Annotated in this window: 24 protein-coding genes and 1 pseudogene; 17 read left to right on the top strand and 8 right to left on the bottom strand. The window is 69.1% G+C overall.

Annotated elements, in window-relative coordinates; genetic code table 11:
- Positions 1 to 32: 32 nt before the first annotated feature.
- Genes flgA through flgF form a run of 3 tightly spaced genes read right to left on the bottom strand, consistent with a single transcriptional unit; the run spans position 33 to position 2656 of the window.
- Positions 33 to 1097 carry a flagellar basal body P-ring formation chaperone FlgA gene (gene flgA / locus ASG51_RS07650; RefSeq protein ID WP_056380025.1) on the bottom strand — a complete coding sequence of 355 codons (1065 nt, stop codon included), beginning with the start codon at positions 1095 to 1097 and terminating at the stop codon, positions 33 to 35.
- Between the two features lie 14 nt (positions 1098 to 1111).
- Entirely contained in the window at positions 1112 to 1903 is a 792-nt protein-coding gene (gene flgG, locus ASG51_RS07645; RefSeq protein ID WP_055951334.1) for a flagellar basal-body rod protein FlgG, read from the bottom strand.
- A 12-nt stretch (positions 1904 to 1915) separates the two neighbouring features.
- On the bottom strand, positions 1916 to 2656 hold the full coding sequence (gene flgF, locus ASG51_RS07640) for a flagellar basal-body rod protein FlgF (protein WP_056215900.1): 741 nt from the start codon (positions 2654 to 2656) through the stop codon (positions 1916 to 1918).
- Between the two features lie 285 nt (positions 2657 to 2941).
- Here flgF and fliL point away from each other — a divergent pair, with 285 nt between their 5' ends.
- The 8 genes from fliL (at position 2942) to ASG51_RS23235 (ending at position 11190) form a co-directional block, all read left to right on the top strand.
- Entirely contained in the window at positions 2942 to 3445 is a 504-nt protein-coding gene (gene fliL, locus ASG51_RS07635) for a flagellar basal body-associated protein FliL (RefSeq protein WP_056380023.1), read from the top strand.
- Between the two features lie 51 nt (positions 3446 to 3496).
- Complete coding sequence (fliM, locus tag ASG51_RS07630) at positions 3497 to 4714, top strand: flagellar motor switch protein FliM (protein ID WP_056215891.1); 1218 nt, start codon at positions 3497 to 3499, stop codon at positions 4712 to 4714.
- 11 nt (positions 4715 to 4725) lie between these two features.
- Positions 4726 to 5244, top strand: coding sequence for a DUF6468 domain-containing protein (locus ASG51_RS07625; protein WP_056380021.1), 519 nt, complete (start codon positions 4726 to 4728; stop codon positions 5242 to 5244).
- Entirely contained in the window at positions 5241 to 6056 is an 816-nt protein-coding gene (locus tag ASG51_RS07620; protein WP_056380019.1) for a hypothetical protein, read from the top strand. Before ASG51_RS07625 ends, ASG51_RS07620 begins: the two co-directional genes overlap by 4 nt.
- 132 nt (positions 6057 to 6188) lie before the next feature.
- A complete protein-coding gene (locus ASG51_RS07615; RefSeq protein ID WP_056274061.1) occupies positions 6189 to 6848 on the top strand; it encodes an invasion associated locus B family protein in 660 nt (219 codons plus the stop codon).
- Positions 6849 to 6919: 71 nt separating this feature from the next.
- Positions 6920 to 7300, top strand: coding sequence for a hypothetical protein (locus tag ASG51_RS07610; RefSeq protein WP_156389614.1), 381 nt, complete (start codon positions 6920 to 6922; stop codon positions 7298 to 7300).
- A gap of 202 nt (positions 7301 to 7502) precedes the next feature.
- A complete protein-coding gene (locus ASG51_RS07605; protein ID WP_244480086.1) occupies positions 7503 to 10856 on the top strand; it encodes a hypothetical protein in 3354 nt (1117 codons plus the stop codon).
- A 160-nt stretch (positions 10857 to 11016) separates the two neighbouring features.
- Positions 11017 to 11190 (top strand): DUF3606 domain-containing protein, encoded by a 174-nt coding sequence (locus tag ASG51_RS23235; RefSeq protein WP_082487900.1) that lies wholly within the window; start codon positions 11017 to 11019, stop codon positions 11188 to 11190.
- An 82-nt stretch (positions 11191 to 11272) separates the two neighbouring features.
- Here the strand turns inward: ASG51_RS23235 and fliP are convergent, their stop codons facing one another.
- Both fliP and ASG51_RS07595 read right to left on the bottom strand, forming a co-directional pair.
- Positions 11273 to 12028: a flagellar type III secretion system pore protein FliP gene (gene fliP, locus ASG51_RS07600; protein ID WP_056380013.1), complete on the bottom strand. Its 756-nt coding sequence runs from the start codon at positions 12026 to 12028 to the stop codon at positions 11273 to 11275.
- Between the two features lie 140 nt (positions 12029 to 12168).
- Positions 12169 to 13557 (bottom strand): hypothetical protein, encoded by a 1389-nt coding sequence (locus tag ASG51_RS07595; protein WP_056380010.1) that lies wholly within the window; start codon positions 13555 to 13557, stop codon positions 12169 to 12171.
- A 374-nt stretch (positions 13558 to 13931) separates the two neighbouring features.
- Between ASG51_RS07595 and ASG51_RS07590 the strand changes: the two genes are divergently transcribed.
- From ASG51_RS07590 to ASG51_RS07555, 8 genes are all read left to right on the top strand, one after another.
- Complete coding sequence (locus tag ASG51_RS07590) at positions 13932 to 14408, top strand: nucleoside deaminase (protein WP_056380008.1); 477 nt, start codon at positions 13932 to 13934, stop codon at positions 14406 to 14408.
- 339 nt (positions 14409 to 14747) lie between these two features.
- Complete coding sequence (gene flgB / locus ASG51_RS07585) at positions 14748 to 15170, top strand: flagellar basal body rod protein FlgB (RefSeq protein WP_056274076.1); 423 nt, start codon at positions 14748 to 14750, stop codon at positions 15168 to 15170.
- Between the two features lie 30 nt (positions 15171 to 15200).
- On the top strand, positions 15201 to 15611 hold the full coding sequence (gene flgC, locus ASG51_RS07580; RefSeq protein ID WP_056215858.1) for a flagellar basal body rod protein FlgC: 411 nt from the start codon (positions 15201 to 15203) through the stop codon (positions 15609 to 15611).
- Between the two features lie 32 nt (positions 15612 to 15643).
- Positions 15644 to 15958: a flagellar hook-basal body complex protein FliE gene (fliE, locus tag ASG51_RS07575; protein WP_056215853.1), complete on the top strand. Its 315-nt coding sequence runs from the start codon at positions 15644 to 15646 to the stop codon at positions 15956 to 15958.
- A gap of 81 nt (positions 15959 to 16039) precedes the next feature.
- Entirely contained in the window at positions 16040 to 16306 is a 267-nt protein-coding gene (gene fliQ / locus ASG51_RS07570) for a flagellar biosynthesis protein FliQ (RefSeq protein WP_056215843.1), read from the top strand.
- Positions 16307 to 16324: 18 nt separating this feature from the next.
- Positions 16325 to 17089 carry a flagellar biosynthetic protein FliR gene (gene fliR / locus ASG51_RS07565; protein ID WP_056355546.1) on the top strand — a complete coding sequence of 255 codons (765 nt, stop codon included), beginning with the start codon at positions 16325 to 16327 and terminating at the stop codon, positions 17087 to 17089.
- Between the two features lie 23 nt (positions 17090 to 17112).
- The gene (gene flhB / locus ASG51_RS07560; RefSeq protein ID WP_056274088.1) at positions 17113 to 18180 is read left to right on the top strand and encodes a flagellar biosynthesis protein FlhB; all 1068 of its coding nucleotides are present in this window, start codon (positions 17113 to 17115) and stop codon (positions 18178 to 18180) included.
- A 135-nt stretch (positions 18181 to 18315) separates the two neighbouring features.
- Positions 18316 to 20994, top strand: coding sequence for a PAS domain-containing sensor histidine kinase (locus ASG51_RS07555; RefSeq protein ID WP_056380006.1), 2679 nt, complete (start codon positions 18316 to 18318; stop codon positions 20992 to 20994).
- Between the two features lie 60 nt (positions 20995 to 21054).
- On the opposite strand, the pseudogene ASG51_RS23230 reads toward ASG51_RS07555, so the two are convergent.
- Together ASG51_RS23230 and ASG51_RS23970 are read right to left on the bottom strand one after the other, a co-directional pair.
- Positions 21055 to 21395: pseudogene (locus ASG51_RS23230) on the bottom strand (transposase); the annotation flags it as partial.
- 213 nt (positions 21396 to 21608) lie between these two features.
- Positions 21609 to 22034, bottom strand: a complete 426-nt coding sequence (locus tag ASG51_RS23970) for a hypothetical protein (protein ID WP_210168758.1) — start codon at positions 22032 to 22034, stop codon at positions 21609 to 21611.
- Between the two features lie 432 nt (positions 22035 to 22466).
- Here ASG51_RS23970 and recA point away from each other — a divergent pair, with 432 nt between their 5' ends.
- Positions 22467 to 23558, top strand: a complete 1092-nt coding sequence (gene recA, locus ASG51_RS07550; protein ID WP_056215830.1) for a recombinase RecA — start codon at positions 22467 to 22469, stop codon at positions 23556 to 23558.
- Positions 23559 to 23661: 103 nt separating this feature from the next.
- Here recA and ASG51_RS07545 read toward each other — a convergent pair whose 3' ends face one another.
- Entirely contained in the window at positions 23662 to 23970 is a 309-nt protein-coding gene (locus tag ASG51_RS07545) for a cytochrome c (protein ID WP_056274105.1), read from the bottom strand.
- Positions 23971 to 23991 lie beyond the last annotated feature (21 nt).

Genomic DNA, 23991 nt, shown 5'->3' with positions numbered 1-23991 from the left:
GGCAAACCGAAAGGGGACGCGGACGGGGCGGCTCAGCGCTGAAGCGCGGGACCGTCGAGGGCGGCGCTGGCCTGGCGCACCAGGGGCGCGGGACCGACGGAAACGCGGCCGGGTCCGATCACGGTGGCGGACAGGATCTTCTTCGAGACCGGGTTGGTGACCGTGATCATGGCGCCGAGGCGGCCACCCTCGTTGGCCAGTCCCCGGAGGGAAAGATTGAGACCGGGGGAATCGAAGAGGATCGTGACGGCCTCACCCCGGGCCACGAGGTCGGGCGGCGCGAGGTCGCCCGAGCGCAGGATCGCACCGGCACCGAGGCTGCGCTGCGCCACCTGTCCGGCGAGATCGCCGAGGGACCCCTGCGCGTCCGACGGTGTCGCTTCGCGCGGACGGCGCTCGAGGGTCAGGTCGGCCGCGTTGATCGTCTCGCCGCGATTGAGGCTGCGCCCCAGGACGGCGACCTCCCGGATCTCCATGACCTGGCCCGAGACCCGGAGGGATGCCTGACGCTCGCCCAGGGTGATCAGGCCGGCGATCCGGCGCGAGCGCGGATCGTAGCTGAGGTCGAGGGCGACGGCCTGACCGTTCAGGTCCAGGGGCGCCAGAAGGGTCGGGGACTCGCCATCGAGGCGAATGGCGAGGTTGCGCGGATCGACGCCGTAGCCGGATTCCAGGGCGCGCTTCAGGGCGGCCTCGATCTCCGGCTGCGTCACCCGGCGGGCGGCGCGCTGGACCGAGACCTGGACCCGGCCGCCGGTCTCCACCGGGCCGAGCCCGAGACCGGCCACCGCATCGGCGATGCGACGCGCCTGGATCGTGCCGGTGGCGCCAAGGGCCGGCGCCCGGAACAGCGGACGCTGCGCCGTCTCCGCAGAGGCCCCCTCGACGAGGTCGCCGAGGGTGAGGACGTCGCCGCGGGCGGTGACGTCGCCGCGCAAGCGCAGGCTTGCCCCGGCGGGGCGGGCCTCCTGGGCCAGGACCTGGAAGGTGAGGAACGAGAAGGCCAGGACGGCCAGCAGGGTTCGGCCCACGATGGCGACGCTCAGGGTCGAGACCCTGATCGGGCGGCGGGGGGGGATCTGTCTGAGCGCATGCATGGTCAGGACCTCGATCAGCTGCGGAACATCTGGGAGGTGGTCGAGAGCATCTGGTCGGCGGCGGTCACCACCTTCGAGTTCATCTCGTAGGCGCGCTGTGCCGCGATCAGCGACGAGATCTCGGTGACGGCGTTGACGTTCGCCTCCTCGAGATAGCTCTGCTGCAGGTTGCCGAACCCTTCCGAGCCCGGCAGACCGTTGATCGCCGGACCGGACCCGGCGGTCTCGATGAACAGGTTGTCGCCGATCGATTCGAGGCCGACCTTGTTGACGAAGCGGGCGAGCTGGAACTGGCCCAAGGCCTGCGGCGCGGTCTGCCCTGGCACGGTGGCCTGGACCGCTCCCTGGGCGCTGATCGTCACCGACGTGGCGTTGTTCGGCACCGTCACCCCGGGATCGACGAGGTAGCCGTCGCGGGTGACGAGCTGCCCCTGGGCCGAGAGGTCGAACGAACCGTCGCGGGTGTAGGCCGTGCGCCCGTCCGGCAGCGTCACCCGGAACAGGCCTTCGCCGCGAATGGCGACGTCGTATTCCTTCTCGGTGCTCGTCAGCGTCCCCTGCGACATCACCCGGGCGGTCGACGTCGTCTTCACGCCCGAGCCGATGGCGAGGCCTGCGGGCAGCTGCGTGTTCTGGTCGGAGGTCGAGGAGCCCGCCCGGCGCAGGTTCTGGTAGAGCAGATCCTGGAAATGCGGCTGCTGGCGCTTGTAGCCGGTGGTGCGCAGGTTCGCGATGTTGTTCGAGATGACCTGGACGTTGAGTTCCTGGGCCGCCATGCCGGTGGCGGCGGCGTAGAGGGCGCGCATCTGCTGAGATCCTTACGCGACGTCGGCGAGACGGCGGATCGCCGTGCCGCGCAGATCGTCGAGGCGCGAGATCACGCCCGAGACCATGGTGTAGGTGCGGTTCACGTCCATGAGCCGGGTCATCTCGATGACGGGCTTCACGTTCGAGCGCTCCAGGGCGCCGGCCTCCACCCGGCCGGCGAGGCCGGCGGCCTGGGGCTGTGCCGCGGAGGCATAGAGATTCGCGCCCTCGTTGGTCAGCGCCTGGGGATTGGCGAAGGTGACGAGGCGGACGCGGCCGCGGATGCCGAGGTTGGTCGAGACCGTGCCGTCCGGGCCGATCGACACGCCGGTCTCCTGCTGGCCGATCTGGATCGGCCCCGCCTCGCCTTGCACCGGGTACCCGTCGCTGGTGACCAGCGTCCCCTGGGCGTCGGTCTCGAACGCGCCGTTGCGGGTGTAGCGATCGCCATTCGGGGTGCGCACCACCAGGAAGGCCTCGCCGCGCACCGCCACGTGGAGGGGATTGCCGGTCTGCTCGATGGGTCCTTGGGCGAGGTCCAGGGCGGTGCCCTGGTCGATCACGTAGGAGACGCGGCGGTCCGGCCTCTGAAAGGAATCCGCGCTCGCCACCGGCATCAGGTATTCCTGGAACCGGCTGTTGCGCCCCTTGAAGCCGTTGGTGGAGATGTTGGCCATGTTGTTGGCGATGACGTCCAGCTCGCGCTGGAGCGCGACCTGGCTCGAAACCCCCACGAACAATGCGTTCTGCATGACACTCTCAGCCCCGACGAGCGACGATGTCCCAACATCCGCATGGGCCGTGCCAGCTTAGGAAATCCGTATTCTATGAACATCGTCAATATCTTAAACAGATATCGACGACCAGGCAGCGCCTGCCGTGTCCGACCGCGCGGCAAGTCCGACCCGGCAGCTTTTGCCGCCTTAACGACGCGTTAACCTTGCTGGCCCGATACCTCTGCGAGGGTCGACATCCGAGGGTGTCGATGTCGACGAGCGGGTCCCACTCGCCCCACCGCGCAGTCCCGAGGTCCAGCGATGGCCAAGAAGCCGAAGAAGGCCACCGCCGAGGGTGAGGAGGGCGCGGAGGGCGAGGCCCCGAAAGGCGGCAAGAAGAAGCTCATCATCATCGGCGCGGTGGTGCTGGCGCTGGTGGGTGGCGGCGGTTTCGTCTTCCTGAAGAAAAAGGCTGGCGACGGCCACGCCGAAGCGGCCGCCGAGGTGAAGAAGCCGGTCGTGTTCCTCGATGTCCGCGAGATGATGGTCAATCTCGCCAGCGAGCCGGGCCAGGACCGGACGCGCTTCGCCAAGATCAAGGTCGCGATCGAGCTCAAGGACGCCAAGGTCGAGGGCGAGGTGAAGCCCCTGATGCCGCGCATCGAGGACGCCTTCCAGGTCTACCTGCGCGAACTGCGTGCGAGCGACCTCGCCGGGTCGGCCGGCATCTACCGCCTGCGCGAGGAATTGCTGCGCCGGGTCAACGTCGCCATCCACCCGGCCCGGGCGGAGGCGGTCCTCTTCAAGGACGTGGTGATCCAGTAGGCGGGCGCTGCCGATTGGGATGGATGAAGTTTCGCAGGTGACGAGAGTCTGATGGCCGGACCGGAAGACGAGATCGACGAGGACGACTGGGCCGCAGCCCTCATCGCCCAGAACGGCGAGGGAGGCGAAGCCTCGCTCGCCGACGAGTGGGGCGCGGCACTCGCCGAACAGGGCACCACCACCCATGCCAGCGACGTCGCCGCCGAATGGGCGACGATGATCGAGGACGGGGAGACCGACAATCTCCCCGAACTCGCCGGCAACGACCGCATCCTGAACCAGGACGAGATCGACGGCGTCCTCGGCTTCTCCCTGCGCGAGCTCTCGGCCTCGGGGGCCGGCGGCGTGCGCGCTATCGTCGATTCGGGCGTCGTCCAGTACGAACGTCTGCCGATGCTGGAAATCGTCTTCGACCGGATGATCCGGTTGTTGTCGACCAGCCTGCGCAACTTCTTCCAGGACAACGTCGAGGTGACCCTCGACAACATCACCTCGGTGCGCTTCGGCGACTACCTGAACGCGATCCCGCTGCCGACCCTGCTCGGCGTCTTCCGGGCCGATGCCTGGGAGAATTCCGGCCTCGTCACGGTGGAATCCAATCTCGCCTACTCGACCCTCGACCTGCTCCTCGGCGGCAAGCGCGGCGGCTCCTCGACCCGCCTCGACGGACGCCCCTTCACCACCATCGAAATGCAGCTCGTGCGGCGCCTGGTGGAGATCATCCTCACGGACCTCGAGCTCTCGTTCCAGCCGCTCTCGCCGGTGCGCTTCGCCATCGACCGGATCGAGACCAACCCGCGCTTTGCGACCATCACCCGGCCCGCCAACGCCGCCATCCTGATCAGCCTCAAGCTCGACATGGATGGACGCGGCGGCCTACTGCAGATCCTGTTCCCCTACGCCACCATCGAGCCGATCCGTGAACTGCTCATGCAGAGCTTCATGGGCGAGAAGCTCGGCCGCGACCACGTCTGGGAAAGCCACCTCGCCACGGAGATCTGGCAGGCCGACGCGACCATGGAGGCGGTGCTGCACGAGATGATGCTGCCCCTAAAGAAGGTGCTGTCGCTCAAGGTCGGCGATACGCTGATGTTCGACACCAAACCCTCGGACCTGATCGCGATCCGCTGCGGCGACTGGGCCCTGACCCAGGGCCGGATCGGCCGGATCGACGACAACATCGCGGTGCAGCTCACCCGGCCGCTGCGCCGGTCGCGCACCACGCTCCAGGCCTTCGAAGCCTCCATGAACAACCGCAACGACGGGTGACGCGACCAGCCATGAGCCTCCTCGTCACCCTCCTGGCCGATGGCCTCGTCGCCGTCCTACTGGTCGCCAGCATCGTCTCCTCGATGCGCCTGAGCGGCCGCATCACCAAGCTCAAGGCCGACGAGGCGGCCCTGCGCCAGACCATCGGCGACCTCGTCATGGCGAGCTCCACCGCCGAACGGGCCATCGTCGGCCTGCGCGCCACCCTCGACGAGTGCGACCGGACCCTGGCCGACCGCCTTGGCACCGCCGAGCGCTACGCCACCGACCTCGCCGCCCACGTGGAGGCGGGTGAGACGGTGATCGCCCGCATCGCCTCCATCGTGGCCCAGGCCGCCCCGACCCGCGAGCTCGCGCGCACGGCGGCCCCGGCACCGGAGCCGCTTGACCTCGAGCGCGTGGTCCCGCCTGTCCGCGTCGCACCGCCCGCACCGTCGAGCCCCAACGGCGAGCGCCTCGGGGTCGCTGCCGCCGCCGCCCTGGCCATGTCCGAGCGCGCCCTCGGCCGCCTGCGGAGCAAGGCCGCATGACGAAGGCGCCCCCCGGGAAACGGACCGGCAGCTTGGTCCGGTTCCGTCAGACGCGGCCGCTGAAGCTGCGCCTGATTGATGCCGTGACCCTGGCGGCGGCCGGGCTTCTGGTGCTGAAGGTCGCGGCCATCGCGGTGGAGGAATCGAAGCCGCAACCGGGCGCGGCGATGCCGGAGTTCGCGCGCGTCCTCGCCAAGGCCCGCACGAATTACGAGCCCGCAGACCCGTCGACCACCGGCTCGGTGACGCCGAAGGAACCCGAGAAGCCGGCTCCGGAGCCCGAGAAGCCGGCACCGCGTCCACCGCCGCCGCCGGAGCCGATGCCGGCGTCCGAGCGCGCCCTCCTCGAGCGCCTCGCCGCGCGGCGCGATACCCTCAAGCAGCGCAGCGAGGCCCTCGATCTGCGCGAGCAGCTGCTCGGCACCGCCGAGCGCAAGCTGGAAGAGGGCGTCGACACGCTGAAGCAGGGTGAGGACAAGGCCGAAGGAGGCGGCTCGCAGCGCGCCGAAGCCGAGCGGGCCGCGCTGAAGAACATCGTCACGATGTACGAGACGATGAAGCCGAAGGACGCCGCGCGGGTGTTCGACCGGCTGAGCCTCGAGGTCCTCGTGCCGATCGTTCTGGCGATGAATCCCCGCAAGATGGCCGAGGTGCTGGCGCTGATGCAGTCGGAGCCCGCGGAGAAGCTCACCGTGGCCCTGGCCAATCGGGCGCGCGGGCAGGCCGGCGGCCCGGCAGCCACGGTCGCAGCCGGTCTCGGCCCGAACGAACTCCCGGCGATCGACGCACCGACGCCTCCGCCCCGGCGCTGACCACCCTGACGTTTGCAGGCGGTCATCCACTGGGTTGTCCGCGCCTCCATTGCGCGTTCGTCCGCGCCCGACTAGGGGCAGGCATCCCGAGCGGATGAAATCCCCACCGCGCGGGTTCGGGGAGCCAAGCACGTGCCGTCCATCAGCCTGATCCGAGTCCTCGCCGTCCTGAGCTTCGCCCTGACCGTGGCGGCTCCCGTCGCGGCACAGGACGCCGAAGCTCCGGCCGCCACCGAGGCGCCGGCCAAGCCGAAACCGCGCAAGGCCGCCCCGCCGAAGCCAGCTCCGGCGAAGCCCGCGGCGCCGATGCCGGCTGCCGCCTCCGCGCCTCCGACCACCACGGCCGGCTGGCCGACCGGTGCGAGCTCCCTCACCGAGGTCTATGGCGACTGGACCGTGACCTGCGCGAAGGCCGACGCGAAGGCGGAATGCGCGGTGATGCAGGCCCAGGGGGCCAAGGGCCGTCGCGAATTCGCCCTGGAGATCCGGACGCCCAACGATGGGCGCGCGCAGGGCTTCATCCTGATGCCGCTCGGCCTCGCCATCGAGCCCGGCATCTCGTTCAAGCTCGACGAGGCCGTCCTCGGCAAGGGCGCGCCCTATCTGTCCTGCAGCCAGGAGGGGTGCCTCGTGCCCATCAGCCTGCCCACCCTGGCGACCGACACGATGAAGACCGCCAAGAACCTGCTGGTCTCCGCGACGAAGCCGGAGGCCAAAGAACCCGTGACCATCACGGTACCGCTCGAAGGATTCGCCAACGCGCTGGCGCGCGCCATCGCGCTGACGAGCTGAGCGGGACCGTGGCGCGGCCGGACCCGAGGAGCGTACCCGTGAAGAGATCGGCCCTGCTGACCCGAAGCCTGATGACCCTGATGGTGGCCGGAGCCCTGGCGGCGCCGGCATGGGCCCAGGAGGAACGGCCGCCCGAGAAGCCGCCCGGCCCCCCGCCGACGGCCGCCGAGGCAAAGGCCGAACGCCAGAAGAACAGCGCAGCCAAGCTCGCCGGCCTGCTCGCTTTCGTGGAAACCTACTGCCGCGACCTCAAACCGAACTCCAAGCGCTTGAATTCCGTCGTCGCCGGCCTCGGTGTCGCGCCCGACGATCTGGCCCAGGGTGACCTGAACCTGCGCAGCCGGGCCTATACGGAGATCTATACCAAGGACATTTCCGCCAATTGCGCGCGCGCCGCCGAGAATTTCGGCGAGACCGGCCGGACGATCCCGGGTCTGATCACCAAACGTTAGCGGTCCGGAGAAAGCGCCGCCGCGTTTTAAGCGCCCGTTAGCCTCGACACGCGAGAGTGGCCGGACAGTGCGGCGTAAGGCGGATCGACTCGGCTGCGAGTCACTCCGCCCCATGGGTTTGGCGTATCCAGCGATGGCTCTCGATGCCGGTATCGCGACACGACGGCGTCGGCTTCGGGCTGGCTTCGCCGCGATCTCGATCATGGCTGCGGCTCTCTGCGGGGGGACGGAGGCGACCGCCGCACGCCTCACGGCGATCAAGGGCGCGCAGAGCGAGCGCTACGGTCGCCTCGTCCTGACCTTCGACGGCCCGGTTTCGGTCAAGGCGCGGATGTCCGGGTCCGTGCTCGTCCTCGGCTTCTCGGAGAAGGTGAGCGCCGGCCCCGAGCGCATCGCCGCCGAGATGCCGGACTACGTCACAGCCGTGCGGCGCGATCCCGACGGACTGGGCCTACGCCTTGCCCTGCAACGCCCCTACCGCGTCAACGTCCAGGAGGCGGGGGAGAAGGTGTTCGTCGATCTTCTGCCGCAGGACTGGAGCGGTCTGCCGCCGGCCCTGCCGCCGGAGGTGGTGGCCGAGCTGTTCCGGCGGACCCAGGCCGCTGAGGCGGCCCTGCGGGCGGCGCGCCCCCCCGCCGAGCCGAAGACCCTGCGCCTCGAACTGGCGCATCTTCCGACGCTCACCCGCCTGAGCCTGCGTGCACCGGCGTCCGCCGCACCGCGCTTCGAGGCCGTCGGCCCGGCCATGCGCCTCGCGATTCCGGGAGCCTGGCGCATCGACGAGGTCGCCACCCGCGGGCGCCTGACGCCGTCCATCGAGAGCCTGTCGGCCGAGAGCGACGAGACCGGCGCCCGTCTTCTCGTCACCCCCGCGGACGGCTACGAGATCCGAACCTTCAGCGACGAGGACGGCGCGACGATCGACCTCGTCCGAAAGCCTGCCGAGAAGGCCAAGCCCAGCGCGCAGGATGCGAAGGCCGGGGAGGGCGCTGGGCCCGTCGGCGAGGCCAAAACGACCGAGACCAAGACGACCGAGACCAAGGGAGTTGAGACCAGAGCGACGGAGGTGAGGGCGGCAGAACCCAAACCCGAGAAGGCCCCGCAGCGGTCGCCGGGGCAGACCACGGAGACGTCCGGGACTGCACCGGCGGCTCCCGTCGCCGCGACGGTTCAGCGCCCCACCGGACCGGGCCTCGCGTTCCCGTTCAAAACCATGCCGCCGGCCGCTTTGTTCGAGCGTGCGGGCATCGCCAATCTGGTCTTCGAGACCGCAGAGCCGGTCGTCGTCCCCGCGGGCGATCCCATACTCGCGCCGCTCGGTCCGCCAACGCGAACCGGTCGGATCGTGACCGTGCGCTTTCTCGTTCCGCGCGACCGGCTCCTGGACCTTGTGCCGGTCGGCCCCGCCGGGGACCCGACCGGCTGGGAGTTGGTGGCCAGCGAGAACCTGTCTGCGAGCGACGCCCTCTCGGCGATTCGCGTCACCGATGCGGCCGGGCGGATCAGTGTCGGCGTGCGCCTCCCGAACCCCGGGGTCGCCTCCTGGCTCAGCCTCGACGGGGAGCGCATCGCCGTCGTGACGGGCCGGGGCCCGAAGCCGGCCGGAATTCCGAAACGGCAGATCTTCGTCGACTTCGAATTGCTGCCGAGCCGGCAGGGCGTCGCAGTCCTGGCGCAGGCGGACGACCTCCTCGTGCGGCCGGACCTCGACGGGGTCGCGATCAGCCGGGAAAGCGGCATGGCCGTCTCCGGCGTCGCGCGCCCCGCCGATGCGCCCCTGATATCCCTCAGTGACCTCGCCCTGGACCGGGGTCCCTGGGAGGCCTCGCAGCGCGGCGACACCCGCGAGCTGATCCGCGACCAGCTTCAAGCGGCCGCGGAGGCACCGCGTGCCGCGCGCGGACCGCTCCGAATGGTCCTGGCGCGCACGATGCTCGCCAATCGCCTCTCCCTGGAAGCGCTCGGCGTCCTCAAGACCGCCTTCGGCGACGATCTCGTCCTGGCCGGCCAGCGCGATGTTCCGATGCTCACCGTAATCGGAAACGCCCTGATCGGGCGCATGTCCGACATGCGCACGGGTCTGGCCGTCGAGATCCTCAGGAACGATCCCGAGGCGCGGCTGTGGCAGGGCTACCTCGAAGCCCTCGAAGGCCGCTGGAGCGCGGCCGATGCCTCGTTCCGCGCGACCGCGAGCGTGCTCGACCGCTACCCCGACGACCTCCAGGCGCTCCTTCGCACCGCAGCCGCCGAGGCCGCGGTCGAGACGGGAGACTGGGATGCAGCCAACCGCCAGATCGTCGCGGCCACCCGCGCAGCGGACCGCCCGACCCAGGAACGACTGGCCTTGCTGCGCGCCCGGATCGACGAGGTCACCGGCCAGACCGTGGCCGCCCTCGATGCCTACGAGCGCCTCAGCGAAAGCGCAGAGGCAGGGGTCGCCGCCTCGGCCCGCCTGAGGGCCACCGTGCTGGGGCACGCGGCGGGGAAGGTCACGGTGGCGGATGCCATCGAGCGCCTGGAGCTGCTGGCCCTGTCCTGGCACGGCGACGACCTCGAACCGCGAACCATCTCGGCCTTGGCCAAGCTCTACGTCGAGGCGGGACGCTGGCGTCAGGCGATGATGACCGCCCGCCGCGCCGATTCTACCGGCACGGATTCACCGCTGGTGCGCGACGTGCACGACATGGCCCAGACCCTCTTCGAGGATCTCTACCTCGGTGAGCGCAGCTCCAAGCTGTCCGGAGTCGAGGCCCTGGCACTGTATTTCGACTTCAAGGAGTTCGCGCCGCTGGGCCGTCGCGGCGACGAGATCGTCCGGCGGCTGTCGGATCGTCTGGTGGAGTTGGACCTCCTCGATTCTGCGGGCGAACTGCTGCAGCATCAGGTCGACCATCGCCTGACGGGGCCCAGCCGTGCGGGCACGGCGGCGCGACTCGCTGCCATCCGGCTCATGGACGAGAAGCCCCTCCAGGCCCTCCAGACCCTGGACGCCACCTACCTGCCCGAACTCCCCGAGGATCTGCGCCGGGCGCGGGCGCTGCTGCGGGCGCGCGCCCTGTCCGACCTGTCCCGCACCGACCTCGCTCTCGAGACCATCGAGGGCGAGACGGGGCCGGATGCCGAGCGCCTCAGGGCGGACATCCTCTGGACCGGCCGGCGCTGGCGCGACGCCGGGGAGGCGCACGAGGCACTGGTCGGCGATGCCTGGCGCCGCCGCGTGCCCCTCGACGACGACGCCCGCACGGACATCCTGCGCGCGGCGATCGCCTACGGGCTCGCTGGCGAGACCCTTGGCCTCGAGCGCCTCCGGGCGAAATTTGCGGGTCCGATGGCCGAGAGCGTCGATGCCCGCACTTTCGCCCTTCTCACCCAAGCCAACGCCGTCCGCACCGCGGGCTTCCGCGAAATCGCGCACAAGGCCACCAGTGCCGAAACGCTCCAGGCGTTCCTCTCGGAATACCGCAAGCGCTATCCCGAGAGCGCCGTGCCGGCGCCGGGCAAGCGCGAGACGGATGCGCGGGCCGACGCCCAGGCGAGTGCGACCCCGCCCGGCTGAGCGGGGACGACGTCACGCCGGACATGCGGCGTAAAAGCCTGATGCGATTCGCCGAATTATGTCGGGCCCAGCGCAACAAACGCGCCGCGGCGACGTTCTGCCTCCAATCCCAATCACCCGTGCGGCTTACGTTCCAGCCCGTCACAGCAGAGGCCTTCCCATGCTCACGGAACCGCTCGACACCACGACCGGAAAGACCCACCTCGACATCTTCGACACCCAGCAGCGCAGCGCGATGGCCACGCGCCTCGGCGTGTCGGAAGATCGCCTGAAGCGCGCCGTGCGCCTCGTCGGCAACCGCATCTCGACCCTGAAGAGCTACCTCGAGCGCTAATCGCGCGAACCGGCATGTGACGATAGGGAAGGGCGCTCTCGGGCGCCCTTTTTCGTGCGCGGCCACCGGCTCACGCGGCCCTTCAGGTCCCGTAGCTCTGCACCAGCGAGCCCGCCACCAGGGTCCAGCCGTCGACGAGGACGAAAAAGATCAGCTTGAACGGCAACGCCACGGTCGCCGGTGGCACCATCATCATGCCAACGGCCATGAGGATCGAGGCGACGACGAGGTCGATGATCAGGAAGGGGATGAACAGCAGGAAGCCGATTTCGAAGGCACGGCGCAGCTCTGAGATCATGAAGGCCGGCGTCACCACTTCGAGGCCGACGGCTTCGGGACCGGCCGGGATGGGAGCCTTCGCCATATCCAGGAAGAGCTTGAGATCCTTCTCGCGGACGTTCTTCAGCATGAAGGTCTTGAAGGGTGCGGAGGCGCGCTCGAAGGCGACGCTCTGCGTGATCTGCCCGGCGATCAGCGGCTCGATGCCATTGCGATAGGCTTCGCGCCCGACCGGTGCCATCACGAAGGCGGTCAGGAACAGCGCCAGGCTGGTGACCACCGCGTTCGGCGGGGCGCTCTGGGTCCCCAGCGCCGAGCGCAGAATCGACAGCACCACCACGATCCGGGTGAAGGACGTGGCCATCACCAGCACCGAGGGCGCCAGTGCGAGGACGGTGAGAAGCGCGACGAGCTGGAGGGCCCGTTCGGTCACCCCGCCGGTGCCGAGATCGACCGAAAGGCTCTGGGCCTGCACCGCCGTCGTGGCACAGGCCAGCCCCAGGCCGATCGGGACCGGCAGGCGCAAGCGTCTCAGGGGGAAGGAGCGGGGTTCGGTCATACCGGTTCCGGGCGATGCGACGCGACGCGGCCGCGCGCCCCTCTTAGCATTCGCGCCCCGGGCCGCATCCCCGTGCGAGGCCATGCGAACTCGGCCCCGGCGGGGTGTGCGGGTCGGGTGCGGGGCGCCCCCGGATCCGTCTACTGCTTGCGATCCAGAGGGCGGCCGAGTAGCCGCGCGAACTCCGCCTCGATCTCTTCCACGGAGAACGGATTGGGGCTGGCTGGCGCCTTTGCGGGCGCAGGAGCGGGAGGCGGCGGGGTCGGCGCTGCGGCGGGTGGCGATTCGATCACCGCCGGGGGAGCGGCATCTTCGACCTCCGGCGCGTCGGCGACCGCCGCGTGGATCACGGGGTCCGGCTCGATCGGAGCAGACTGAAGCGGAGCGGGCGGCTCCACCGGCACGGCCTCGAGCTCTGGCTCCTCGATACGATCGGCGAAGAGCGCGTCGTCGACGGCAGACCGCGGTTCGACGGCGAACCGCTCGTCCGATGCCGACGTCTCAGCGGTGGCCGCCATCGCGGCGGCGATGGGATCGATGCCGGACGCCTCGGCGACCGGGACCCGGTTCACCTCCGGCTGGGGTTCGACGCGCGCTTCCGGGGCGTCAGGCCTGTCTTCGGGCATCGCAGGCGCGACGGCCTCAGCCACGGGGCTCTGCATGGGCATGGCGGGACGGACCGCCGCCGAGGGTCGGCGCAGGGCCTCCTCCAGCTGGCGTGCCATGTCGGAGAGGATCGCGGCATCGACGCCGCGGGCTGTGGGTGCCGAGACGGGAGATGCCGAGACGGGAGGCGCCGGTGCGGCGACCGCCTCCGCGGGCGTGTCGCGACCGGTTTCGGGCTCGGATCCCCGCTCCGGCAGGCCGACGCGGTCCGCGATCGCGGCAGGAACGAAGTTCGCCAGGGAGGGCGGCGTCCGGCGCATGACGCGCGCAATCTGGGAGTCGCGCTGTCGCGGCGCGGCCGGCTCCGGGGCCGGGACGCCCGGCATCGGCTCTAGGGCAGCCGCACGCGGGCGATCGCCCAGGGGTGGGGCCACCTCGTAATCCGCGCCGGGGGACGGCACCGCCATCTCGAAGACCGGCTCACGATAGGGAGCAACGGGCGGAACGGATGGCGCCAGGCTCGGGACCGGAGCCTGCTCGGATACCGGCGGTTCCGGCATCGTCTTCAGCACCGGCTCGGGAGCCTCGTCGAAGGCGGTCTCATCGGACGCCATCCGGGCGCTCATGCCGCGCAGGATGTTGCGCTCGATCACGACGTCGTTGGGGCCGCCCACGAGAAGCAGATGCTCGACGTTGTCGCGCCGCAGCAGGATCAGCTGGCGCTGACGGTCGAGCTCGTAGATGTCGACGATGCCGAGTCGCGGCTGGCGGCCGCGGGGAGAATTCTTGCCGGAGAGGGGCGATCCCTTCCCGCCGAGTCGCCGGATCAGGAAGACGCCCGCCGCAAGGATGAGGAAGATGACGACGAAGATGATGGCGAACTGGAGGGGAAACGAGCCATCCGAGCTGAAGAACGATGACAAGACCGGGGTCTCTCGCTTTTGGGGCTCGTGGCCCGACGCAACACTGGAAAACCCAGTATCATGTCCGGCGCCAGCGCGGGCAACAACGTTAAGACTTCGTTAACAGCTCCTTTGGCCAAGACAAATTCGGCAATGTCTTGAAGGACTTGCGGTTCGCCAAGGACGCCCCGCCGCCCGATCCGATCACGGAGCGGCGGGGCGTGCCGTGTCTCCACGGCGAAGCCGATACGCAACGCGGCCTGGACTGACAGTGCCCCGCCCGCGGTTAACGGCGCATCAAGCGCTCGTCTGCGGCTCATCTCGAAACGGGACCCACCAGCGGTCCTGGCGCGTTGGATGGGCGGCACAGCCGGAGGTAGTTCGACGTGGCATCCGTGGAAGATCAGCATCAAGCGCATCTGCGAGACGCGGTCACGTTGGCCCGCGACAACGTTCTCCGGGGCGGGCGCCCCTACGGCGCCGTGATCGTACGCGATGGCGATGTGCTGTCGCGGGCCGTCAACACCATCGCGATCACCCAGGATCCCACCGACCACGCCGAGATGGTGGCGATCCGGGAGGTGAGCCGTCGGCTCGGGCGCCCGAAGCTCGACGGTTGCATCGTCTATGCCAGCGGTCGCCCCTGCCCGATGTGCCATGCGGCCATGCGCTTGGCCGGCATCAAACAGGCCTACTTCGCCTACAGCGCGGAGGAGGGCGAGCGCCACGGACTCCTCGGCGCCGGCATCTATGCCGAACTCTGCCAGCCCCTGGGCGATCAACCGATGCGCGTGGAGCACCTCCCCGTGGCGGTGGAGGACCATCCCTACGTGCTCTGGCGCGAGCGGCAGGGCGCCTCCGAGACGGGTTAAGGCGATGACCGTTCCGCGTTGGATCCCATTCCTCGCCGCCGGCCTCTTCCTCGCGGCCGCCATCACCCTCGGCGTTCTCTGGAGCCGCGGTGCCCTCCGCCATCCAAGCGAGGATGCCCGGTCGGCCGGTCCGCCAGCGGCTTGTGCGCCCCTCAATCCCAGTGGGCCGCCGCTCGCGGAATGCCCACAGGCGAAACCACCTACGCAGAGAACGCCCTGAGGTCTGTTCCTACTTCGAGGGAGACGCCCGGGGTTTAACCGGGCGTTAACCATGGGGGCGGCAGATTTTGCCGGTCCCACCGGGCAGATTCTTCCGGGTAAGGGGGGAGGGTCTCGCCCATGTCCGTCACCGACCTGCCCATTCTCGGCATGCTGCGCACGCGGATGCAGTGGCACCAGACGCGCCAGAAGCTCCTGGCCGAGAACGTGGCGAATGCCGACCTGCCCGGCTTCAAGCCGCGGGATCTCGCCAGCCCCGACCTCGGACGATCCGGTCCCGTCCTGTCGCAGCCGCAGGGCGCCACCACGAGCAGCAGCCTCGCGGTGACCAACGTGTCCCACATCGCCCCGGGTGGAGGCCCGGACGGTCCCGGAGCCGACCCGCGCCGCGTGAAGGACTTCGAGATCCGTCCCAACGGCAACGGCGTCAATCTCGAAGAGGAGATGATGAAGGCCGGCGACAACCAGGCGGATTATCAGATGGCAGCTTCGCTCTACCAGAAGAGCCTCGACACCATCAAAATCGCCATCGGCAAGCGCTGAGCGGCCATCCAACGCCTGACGGAGCGCGCCATGGACTTCCTGAAATCCCTCACCACCGCCGCCTCGGGCCTGAAGGCCCAGTCGAGCCGGATGCGAATCATCGCCGAGAACATCGCCAACGCGGATTCCGCGCCGAGCGCCGTCGGCGGCCAGCCCTATCGCCGCAAGATCCCGACCTTCACCCAGCAGGTCGACCGCGAGACCGGCGCGTCGCTGATCGAGGCGGGGCGGGTGCGCCGCGATACCTCGCCGTTCCGGACCAAGTACGATCCGGGCAATCCGAGCGCCAACGCCAGGGGCGAGGTGGCGATGCCCAACGTCAACGGCCTGATCGAGAACATGGACATGCGCGAGGCCCAGCGCTCCTACGAGGCCAACCTCAACATGGTCACGGCAACCCGCCGCATGGTCGCCAAGACCCTCGAGATCCTCAAGGCCTGACCGCCGCTTCCGCTGCCTGAAAGTCCGCCGCCATGACCAGCAACGCCTTCGCCGCCGGCGCCTACGCGGCGATCCAGAACATCGGCGCCAAGGGTTCGCCGAAGATCGCGCCGGCCACCGGCGCGTCGGGCTCGAACTTCACATCGCTGCTGACGTCCAGCCTGGACAGCGTCGGCGAGGCGGGACGCAAAGCCGACAGCCAGGCGCTCGCCGTGGCGGGCGGCAAGGCGAACGTCGTCGACGTCGTGACGGCGGTGGCCGAGAGCGAGACCGCCCTCCAGACTCTCGTCGCCGTCCGCGACCGGGTGATCTCCGCCTACGAGGAAATCATGCGGATGCAGATCTAGGCCGCGGCCTCGCGATCCCGGCGACGCAGCCGACACATTCGCACGAAGATCCCCGCCCCGACGCGAAATGACATCCCCTCCATGACCGGTCTCGCCATCATCGACGTCGCCCGCGACGGCATCTTCGTGTTCCTCAAGGTGGCGGGACCGGTCATGCTGGTCGCCCTCGTGGTGGGCCTCGTGATCTCTCTGTTTCAGGCCCTGACGCAGATCCAGGAGCAGACCCTGATCTACGTCCCCAAGATCGTGGCCGTGTTCGCGACGCTCCTGCTGATGCTGCCCTTCATGGGCGAAGCCCTCGGCAGCTACATGACCCGGATCGCGGCCCGCATCGTGTCCGGCGGCTGAAGCCTGCTATGACGGGCCATGAACCTCCTCCTGCCGGGCATCGCGGCGGCCTTCCTCCTCACCTTCGCCCGGATCGGCACCCTGGTGATGCTGATGCCGGGCGTTGGCGAGCAGCTGGTCTCGCCGCGGCTGCGCCTCGCCTTCGCGCTGCTGCTTACCCTGATCCTGTTTCCGACGGTGCGGCCGCTCCTGCCGATGCAGGGCGGAGCCATCGCGGGTCCGGGTCTGATCGCGCTGCTCATCGGCGAGTTGCTGGTCGGTCTGGTGCTCGGCCTCACGGTGCGGATGGTTCTCGCCGCCCTGCAGACCGCCGGCATGATCGTCTCGCAGCAACTCGGGCTGTCCTACGCCATGACGGTGGACCCGACGCAGGGCGGGCAGCAGACCGCGATCGGCAATTTCCTGGCGCTCCTCGGCATCACCCTGATCGTGGCGACCGACCTGCACCACGTCGCCCTCGAGGCGATCGGGCGCAGCTACGTCCTGCTCCCGCCGGATGGCGTCCCGGGCATGGGCGAGGCGGCGAGCCTCGCGTTGAAGGCCATCGCGCGGGGCTTCTCGCTCGGCGTGCAGATCTCGGCCCCGTTCATCGCCTTCGGCATCCTGTTCAACGTGGGGCTCGGCGTGCTGGCGCGCCTGATGCCGCAGATGCAGGTGTTCTTCGTGGCCGTTCCGGCCTCGGTCCTCATCGGGATGCTGCTGCTGCTGGGCAGCCTCGGCGTGATGATGAGCGTCTTCCTCGACGATATCGGGCGCTATCTGGCCGAGCTCGCCGGGCGCTGAGCCCCCGCGCGGAGGTCTGAGCCGTGGCGGACGATTCCGATCCGGAAGACAAGACCGAAGACCCGACCCCGCGGCGGATCGAGAAGGCGATCGAGCAGGGCAACGTTCCCAACAGCCCCGAGATCAACACCTTCTTCATCCTGGCCGCCTTCACCATGGCGCTGCTCATGGTGTCTGGCCTGATCGCCAGGAACTTGGTGCCGAGCCTGCGGGGCTTCCTGATGAACGCCCATGCGGTGCCGTCGGATTCGGCGGCCTATACCGAGATGGGATTGCGCACGCTGATCATCTGCGCGCAGGCCCTCTGTATACCAGTAGGTCTCGTCCTGGTCGCGGGCTTGGCCGCCGGTCTCGTCCAGCATCCGTTCGTCTTCAGCACGGAGGCGGTCGGCCCGAAATGGGACCGGGTCTCGCCGATGGCGGGCGTCAAGCGCGTCTTCGGGATGGAGGCCCTGTTCCAGTTCGTGAAGGGGCTGGCCAAGCTCGGCATGGTCGGGGTCGTCGCCGGCACCATCCTGTGGGGCGAGCGCGACCGGATGGAGGTGTTCGCGCGCCTCGACCCGAGCGCCGTCCTGGCCGCGATCCTGACCCTCGCCCTGAAGATGATGGCGGGCATGCTCGCGGTATTCGTCGCCATCGCGCTCGGCGACGCCGTCTACCAGCGCTTCCGCTGGCGCCAGCGCCTGCGCATGTCGAAGGAAGAGATGAAGCAGGAGCACAAGGAGAGCGAGGGCAGCCCGGAGGTGAAGGGCCGCATGAAGCAGATCCGGGCCCAGCGCGTGAAGAAGCGCATGATGGCCGCCGTCCCCACCGCCACCGTCATCGTCACGAACCCGACCCACTACGCGGTCGCCCTGCGCTACGAGGCCGGCATGGCGGCCCCCGTCTGCGTGGCCAAGGGCGTCGACTCGCTGGCCCTCAAGATCCGCGCGGTGGCCAAGGACCACGACGTCCCGATCCTCGAGAACCCGCCCCTGGCCCGGGCGCTGCACGCCACCGTGGAGATCGACGCGGAGATCCCGGCGGAGCATTACCGCGCGGTGGCCGAAGTCATCGGCTACGTCATGCGCCTGCGCCGGCGGGCCGCGTGAGGATTGGCGCTTGCGCTCGCCACGCTTTATGCACCCTCTTTCGCGAGATTTCTCGGCGACATACGCCGGTTTGCCCTTGCTGCGTGCGAAACCGAGGGGCTAACCGGATGAGCTTCAGGGATGGGTCGGCGGCGGATGGTTGAGTTCAGCGGACACGGGAAGCCCGCGTCGAACGCGATCGATCGTTCCGAGCGGCCCGGGCGCGTCGGGCTGCTCCTCGTGCTGGCGGGCCTGCTCGTCGGTGCCGCCGTGGGCCTGTCCTTCGTCGCGAGCGAGCAGGCCCAGCCGCTGATCCTCGGGCTGCTGGCGCTCCTCGCCATGGCGGGCGTGTTCTGCCTCTTCGCCCTCGCCATCGGGGCGATCCAGCTCGCCGGCCAGACCACCCGGGACGACATCACCAAGGCGATCGTCGACGCCGCGCCCGAGGGCGCGATCGTGGTGGAGGAGGGCGGGCGCCTGATCTACGCCAACGAATCGTACCTGCGCATCGCCGGCGGCGAGACCTTCGCCAGCCTGCGCCCGGTGGAGCGGGTGTTCGTCGGCTCGCCGGAGGTCTCGGAGGCGGTCTACCGCCTCGCCCAGGCCTCCCGCGACGGCCTCGGGCATGCCGAGGAGATCCGGATGGCCCCGCCTCCGGGCAGCGCGGCCGAGCGGGCCTTCGCCTGGTTCCGCATCAGCGTGCGCCCGATCGAGCGGCCCCGTCGCCCGGCGACCCTGTGGACGGTGAGCGACATCACCCACGAGCGCGAGCGCCAGGAGAACGTCTTCCAGGAACTCCAGCACGCGATCGACTATCTCGACCACGCCCCCGCCGGCTTCCTCTCGATCGATCCGACCGGCGCGATCGTCTACATGAATGCGACCCTCGCGGCCTGGCTCGGCTACGACCTCGCGACGGTCGGCTCCGGCGGCCTGCGCCTGCCCGAGATCGCCCCCGGCGCCGACGTCCTGACCGCCTCGGAGGGCCTGCCGGGCGAGGTCCGGACCGACCGGTTCGACCTCGACCTGCGCCGCCGCAACGGACATCCGCTGCCCGCGCGCCTGTACCATCGGGTCGCCTTCGGCCAGGACGGACGGCCCGGCCCGTCGCGCACCTTCGTGCTCAACCGCTCGGCGGGTGCCGAGAGCGACGAGCCGCAACGGGTCGCCGAGGTGCGGCTCGCGCGCTTCCTGAACAACAGCCCCATCGCCATCGCGACCCTCGACCAGAGCGGTCACATCGCCCGCGCCAACGCCTCCTTCGCACGGCTGTTCGGTGGGCTTCCGCGCCAGGCCCTGCCCGATGGGCGCAACGACCTCCAGGGCGAGCCCACCATGTGGGATGCCATCGCCGAGCGCGATCGCGCCGGCCTCGAGGCGGCCCTGGGCAAGGCCGCGGCCGGTCTCGTCGAGGTGCAGCCCATCGAGATCGCGCTCTCGGGCCCCGGCAACCGGTCGGCCCGCGTCTGGCTGAGCCCGGCGGGCGGCGAGCCGGCGGGCAGCGGCCGGGACGAGGCCGAGCAGAGCGACCGCGAGCGGGTCATCCTCTATGCCCTCGACACCACCGCCCAACGCCAGCTCGAGCAGCAGGTGGCGCAGGCGCAGAAGATGGACACGGTCGGCCAGCTCGCCGGCGGCATCGCCCACGACTTCAACAACGTCCTCCAGGCGATCATCGGCTATTCGGACCTGCTCCTGGCCAGCCATCGGCCGACCGACCCGGCCTTCCAGGACATCATGCAGATCAAGCAGAACGCGAACCGGGCCGCGAGCCTGGTGCGCCAGCTGCTCGCCTTCTCGCGGCGCCAGACCCTGCGCCCGGAGGTGATGAACGTCGGCGAGGCCCTTTCGGACCTCACGCTCCTGCTCAAGCGTCTGCTCGGCGAGCGGGTCGACCTCGACCTGAAGCACGGGCGCGACATCTGGCCGATCAAGGCCGACGTAAACCAGTTCGAGCAGGTGATCGTGAACCTCGCGGTGAACGCGCGCGACGCGATGCCGGAGGGCGGCCGCCTGCTGATCCGCACCGCCAACGTCGTCGACGAGGCCGTTCCGAGCGAGACCCGCGTCGGCATGCCGGTGGGCGACCACGTGCTGATCGAGGTCCTGGACACCGGGCAGGGTATTCCGCCCGACGTCATGGAAAAGATCTTCGAGCCGTTCTTCACCACCAAGGAGATCGGCAAGGGCACGGGCCTCGGCCTCTCGACGGTGTTCGGCATCGTCAAGCAGAGCGGCGGCACCATCGACGTGCGCTCCACGGTGGGGGAGGGCACCGCCTTCCGGATCTACTTCCCGCGCCACGAACCCGCCGCCGAGCCCGCGCCCGAGCCGGAGCTCGCGCTGGCTCCCCCGACGGGGCAGAGCACCGCCGCGATCGCGGCCACCCGGCTCAAGGGCGGGCCGGACCGGCCACGCCCAGACGGCGAGAAGCCCGCGCCCCGCAAGCCGGCGCCGGACCATACCGGCCAGGGCGTGATCCTGCTGGTGGAGGACGAGGACCCCGTGCGCGCCGTGAACAGCCGCGCCCTGTCGGCCCGCGGCTACACCGTGCTCGAAGCCGCCTCGGGCCTCGATGCCCTGCGGATCATCGCCGAGACCACCGAGACCATCGATCTCGTCGTCTCCGACGTGGTGATGCCCGAGATGGACGGGCCGACCCTGCTGCGCGAACTGCGCAAGCAATCCCCCGACCTCAAGGTCATCTTCGTGTCGGGCTACGCCGAGGACGCCTTCCGCAAGAACCTCCCCGACGGCGAGGATTTCAACTTCCTGCCCAAGCCCTTCAGCCTGAAGCAGCTCGTGGAGACGGTGAAGGAGACCATCGCCCGCTAGGGTTTGTCATCGCCCGAGCCGGTCGAGGGCGGCTGCGCGGCAGAGGACGCCCATGTCCCGGATGTCCTCGCGGACGGCGTGGCTCGTGAAGCCGAGGTCGCCCACCACCCACCGGGGCACGCCCGGCGGCTGGTCGAGCAAGGGAACGGCGTGGGGTCGTTCATGGTCCTGACCGGGGTCCGACCGGACGGCGATGGCGCGCCCTCGGCCATCGGCGATCACGCAGGCCCTGGTGCCATAGCCGCCCCATGAGCGGCCCAACGCTTCCTCAGCGTCTCGCTCGGCCGCAGCCAGAGAATCGCCGGGAGAGTGCGGCGTCGATCCTGCGGTGGTGTCTTGGCGCTCGGCCGGCAGGCCTCGACCAAGGGCTCCCGTTCGGCCCCTCGCGCCCCACTCGGCATCGACCCGCCCGACGCCGGGAGGGGAAAACGCGAGCGCGAGCAATCCGTTCAGGTGCCGACAGGCCCTCGCCGTGCTCGTCGTTCCACGAATATGCTATACTGGCACAAAACAGAGTACAGAGGCGATCGAGATTTCGAAAGCAGCCCGCTGCTTTCCTTTCAAGCGTTATTGGCGATCAGATGAATTGCCTCTGATGCGGTTTCTAACTGGTCTCATGTCTGGCCTGCGAGGTGAGCGGAGAACAGCGTGGAGGCCGTCTTCGAGGCGGCCTGCATCATGGCATCCTGCGTGTATTTGATTTCACCGCCATACATGTCCAACATCTGCTTCAGGCGAGCGTCGGCTAACGACGTTCCGTGTCCGTCGTTGGCAAGGTCACTTGGCAGCTGGACCTCATTTGGAGTCGAAATAAGACCGCTTTTATACACAGTCGCAAGGACACGGCCGTTTTTTTCCAGAGTCGCATATTGGTTCGACGGATCATTGTCCGCCACGACGTTCCCAGGAGCCGGGGGTGGTGGCGGGTTCAACTCCGCCTCACGTTCCGTGCGTCGACTTTCCGGCATCTTGGTGATTGCCGGAGCCATCTCTGCGAGGTTGTAGATCTGTCCAAGGCTTGGATTGACGCTGGAAATCATGACCTTACGCCTGAGAGGATGGATCAGGGCAAGCAATCCGTGACGATGTCGGTACATGGACCTCCAAAGAAGGTGCCGTGTCCGCCACTTGATCCTCAGCGCCGCGGGTGCGTCATGTCGCGTGCATCGATGGCGACTGAGGAGTTCGTAAACAGCGCGGCGCAAGCACCAAGCGCGTCGAATCCGTCTCAGGTTCGACTTGTGGACGATAGATTGTATTATTCAATCTTGCAACCTGTTAGCGTACCAAACACCGTGTCACGAGGCGTAGGCGCGCGCATCGGGACGACGGGTCCCGGGGGCGACGATTCCCGCGCCGCGACAGGAAATCTTCGCCCCGGCACCTTGCCCGATGAGAACAAAACAGGTACACAATCGGCAACCGGGGCGCATTGAGCCTTGCACCTCCCCCATGCATAAGGATGCCGACGAATGGCCCAGCCCGCGCTGAAAGTTGTGGATTCCCCGATGGTGGACAAGGACAAGGCGAAGGCGATCGACGCCGCGCTGTCGCAGATCGAGCGGGCCTTCGGCAAGGGCTCGATCATGCGCCTGGGCAAGAACGACAAGGTCGCGGAGGTCGAGGTGATCTCCACCGGCTCGCTGGGCCTCGACATCGCCCTCGGCGTGGGTGGCCTGCCCCGCGGCCGCGTCATCGAGATCTACGGCCCGGAATCCTCGGGCAAGACCACGCTCGCCCTGCACACCATCGCGGAGGCCCAGAAGAAGGGCGGCGTCTGCGCCTTCGTGGACGCCGAGCACGCCCTCGACCCGGTCTACGCCCGCAAGCTCGGCGTGCAGCTCGACGACCTCCTGATCTCGCAGCCCGACACCGGCGAGCAGGCCCTGGAGATCACCGACACCCTGGTGCGCTCGGGGGCCATCGACGTGCTGGTGGTTGATTCGGTGGCGGCCCTGACGCCGCGCGCCGAGATCGAGGGCGAGATGGGCGATTCGCAGCCCGGCCTTCAGGCGCGCCTGATGAGCCAGGCCCTGCGCAAGCTCACCGGCTCGATCTCGCGCTCGAAGTGCATGGTCATCTTCATCAACCAGATCCGCATGAAGATCGGCGTGATGTACGGCAGCCCCGAGACCACCACGGGCGGCAACGCCCTGAAGTTCTACGCCTCCGTGCGCCTCGACATCCGCCGCGTCTCGACCCTGAAGGATCGTGACGAGGCCATCGGCAACCAGGTCCGCGTCAAGGTCGTGAAGAACAAGGTCGCGCCGCCCTTCAAGCAGGTCGAGTTCGACATCATGTTCGGCGAAGGCGTCTCCAAGGTCGGCGAGCTCATCGACCTCGGCGTCAAGGCCGGCATCGTCGAGAAGTCCGGCGCCTGGTTCTCCTATGCCAGCCAGCGCCTCGGCCAGGGCCGCGAGAACTCGAAGGGCTTCCTGCGCGACAACCCGGAGATCGCCGGCAAGATCGAGACCTCGATCCGCCAGAATTCCGGGCTCGTCGCCGAGAAGATCCTCGAGAACGCCAAGCCGACCGAGGACGAGCTCGACGAGGGGGAGGCCTGAGGGCCTTCCGCGCTCCCGGAACGGGATGGCGCGGCTCTCAAAGCCAGAAAAAAGGCCGCCGGGCACGATGCCCGGCGGCTTTTCTCGTTCCTGCATCCGCCGGTCAGCCCGGAGGGAGAACGTCGACCTGGATCGCCGCGTAATAGGCGGCCAGATCGGCGATCTCGATGTCGCTGAGAGGCTTGGCCACGACGTTCATGATCTCGTTGCGCCGCGTGCCGTCCCGATATTCCTTGAGCGCCTTTACGAGGTACGGTTCGACCTGACCCGACAGGTTCGGAGCCTCGGGGAGCTTCGAGACCCCGTCGAGGCCGTGGCAGGTCTGGCAGGCCACCGCCGCCTTGCGGCCGGCCTTCGCGTCCCCCGCCCACGCCCCGTGACCGAGGAGCAGGATCGGGAGGACGCCCAGCAAAGCCGCCCGGACGGGCCCCGC

The sequence above is a fragment of the Methylobacterium sp. Leaf465 genome (genome assembly GCF_001424705.1).
Lineage (GTDB): Bacteria > Pseudomonadota > Alphaproteobacteria > Rhizobiales > Beijerinckiaceae > Methylobacterium.
The sequence above is the reverse complement of the archived record's forward strand: the minus strand, read 5'-3'. Positions and strand labels throughout refer to the sequence as shown.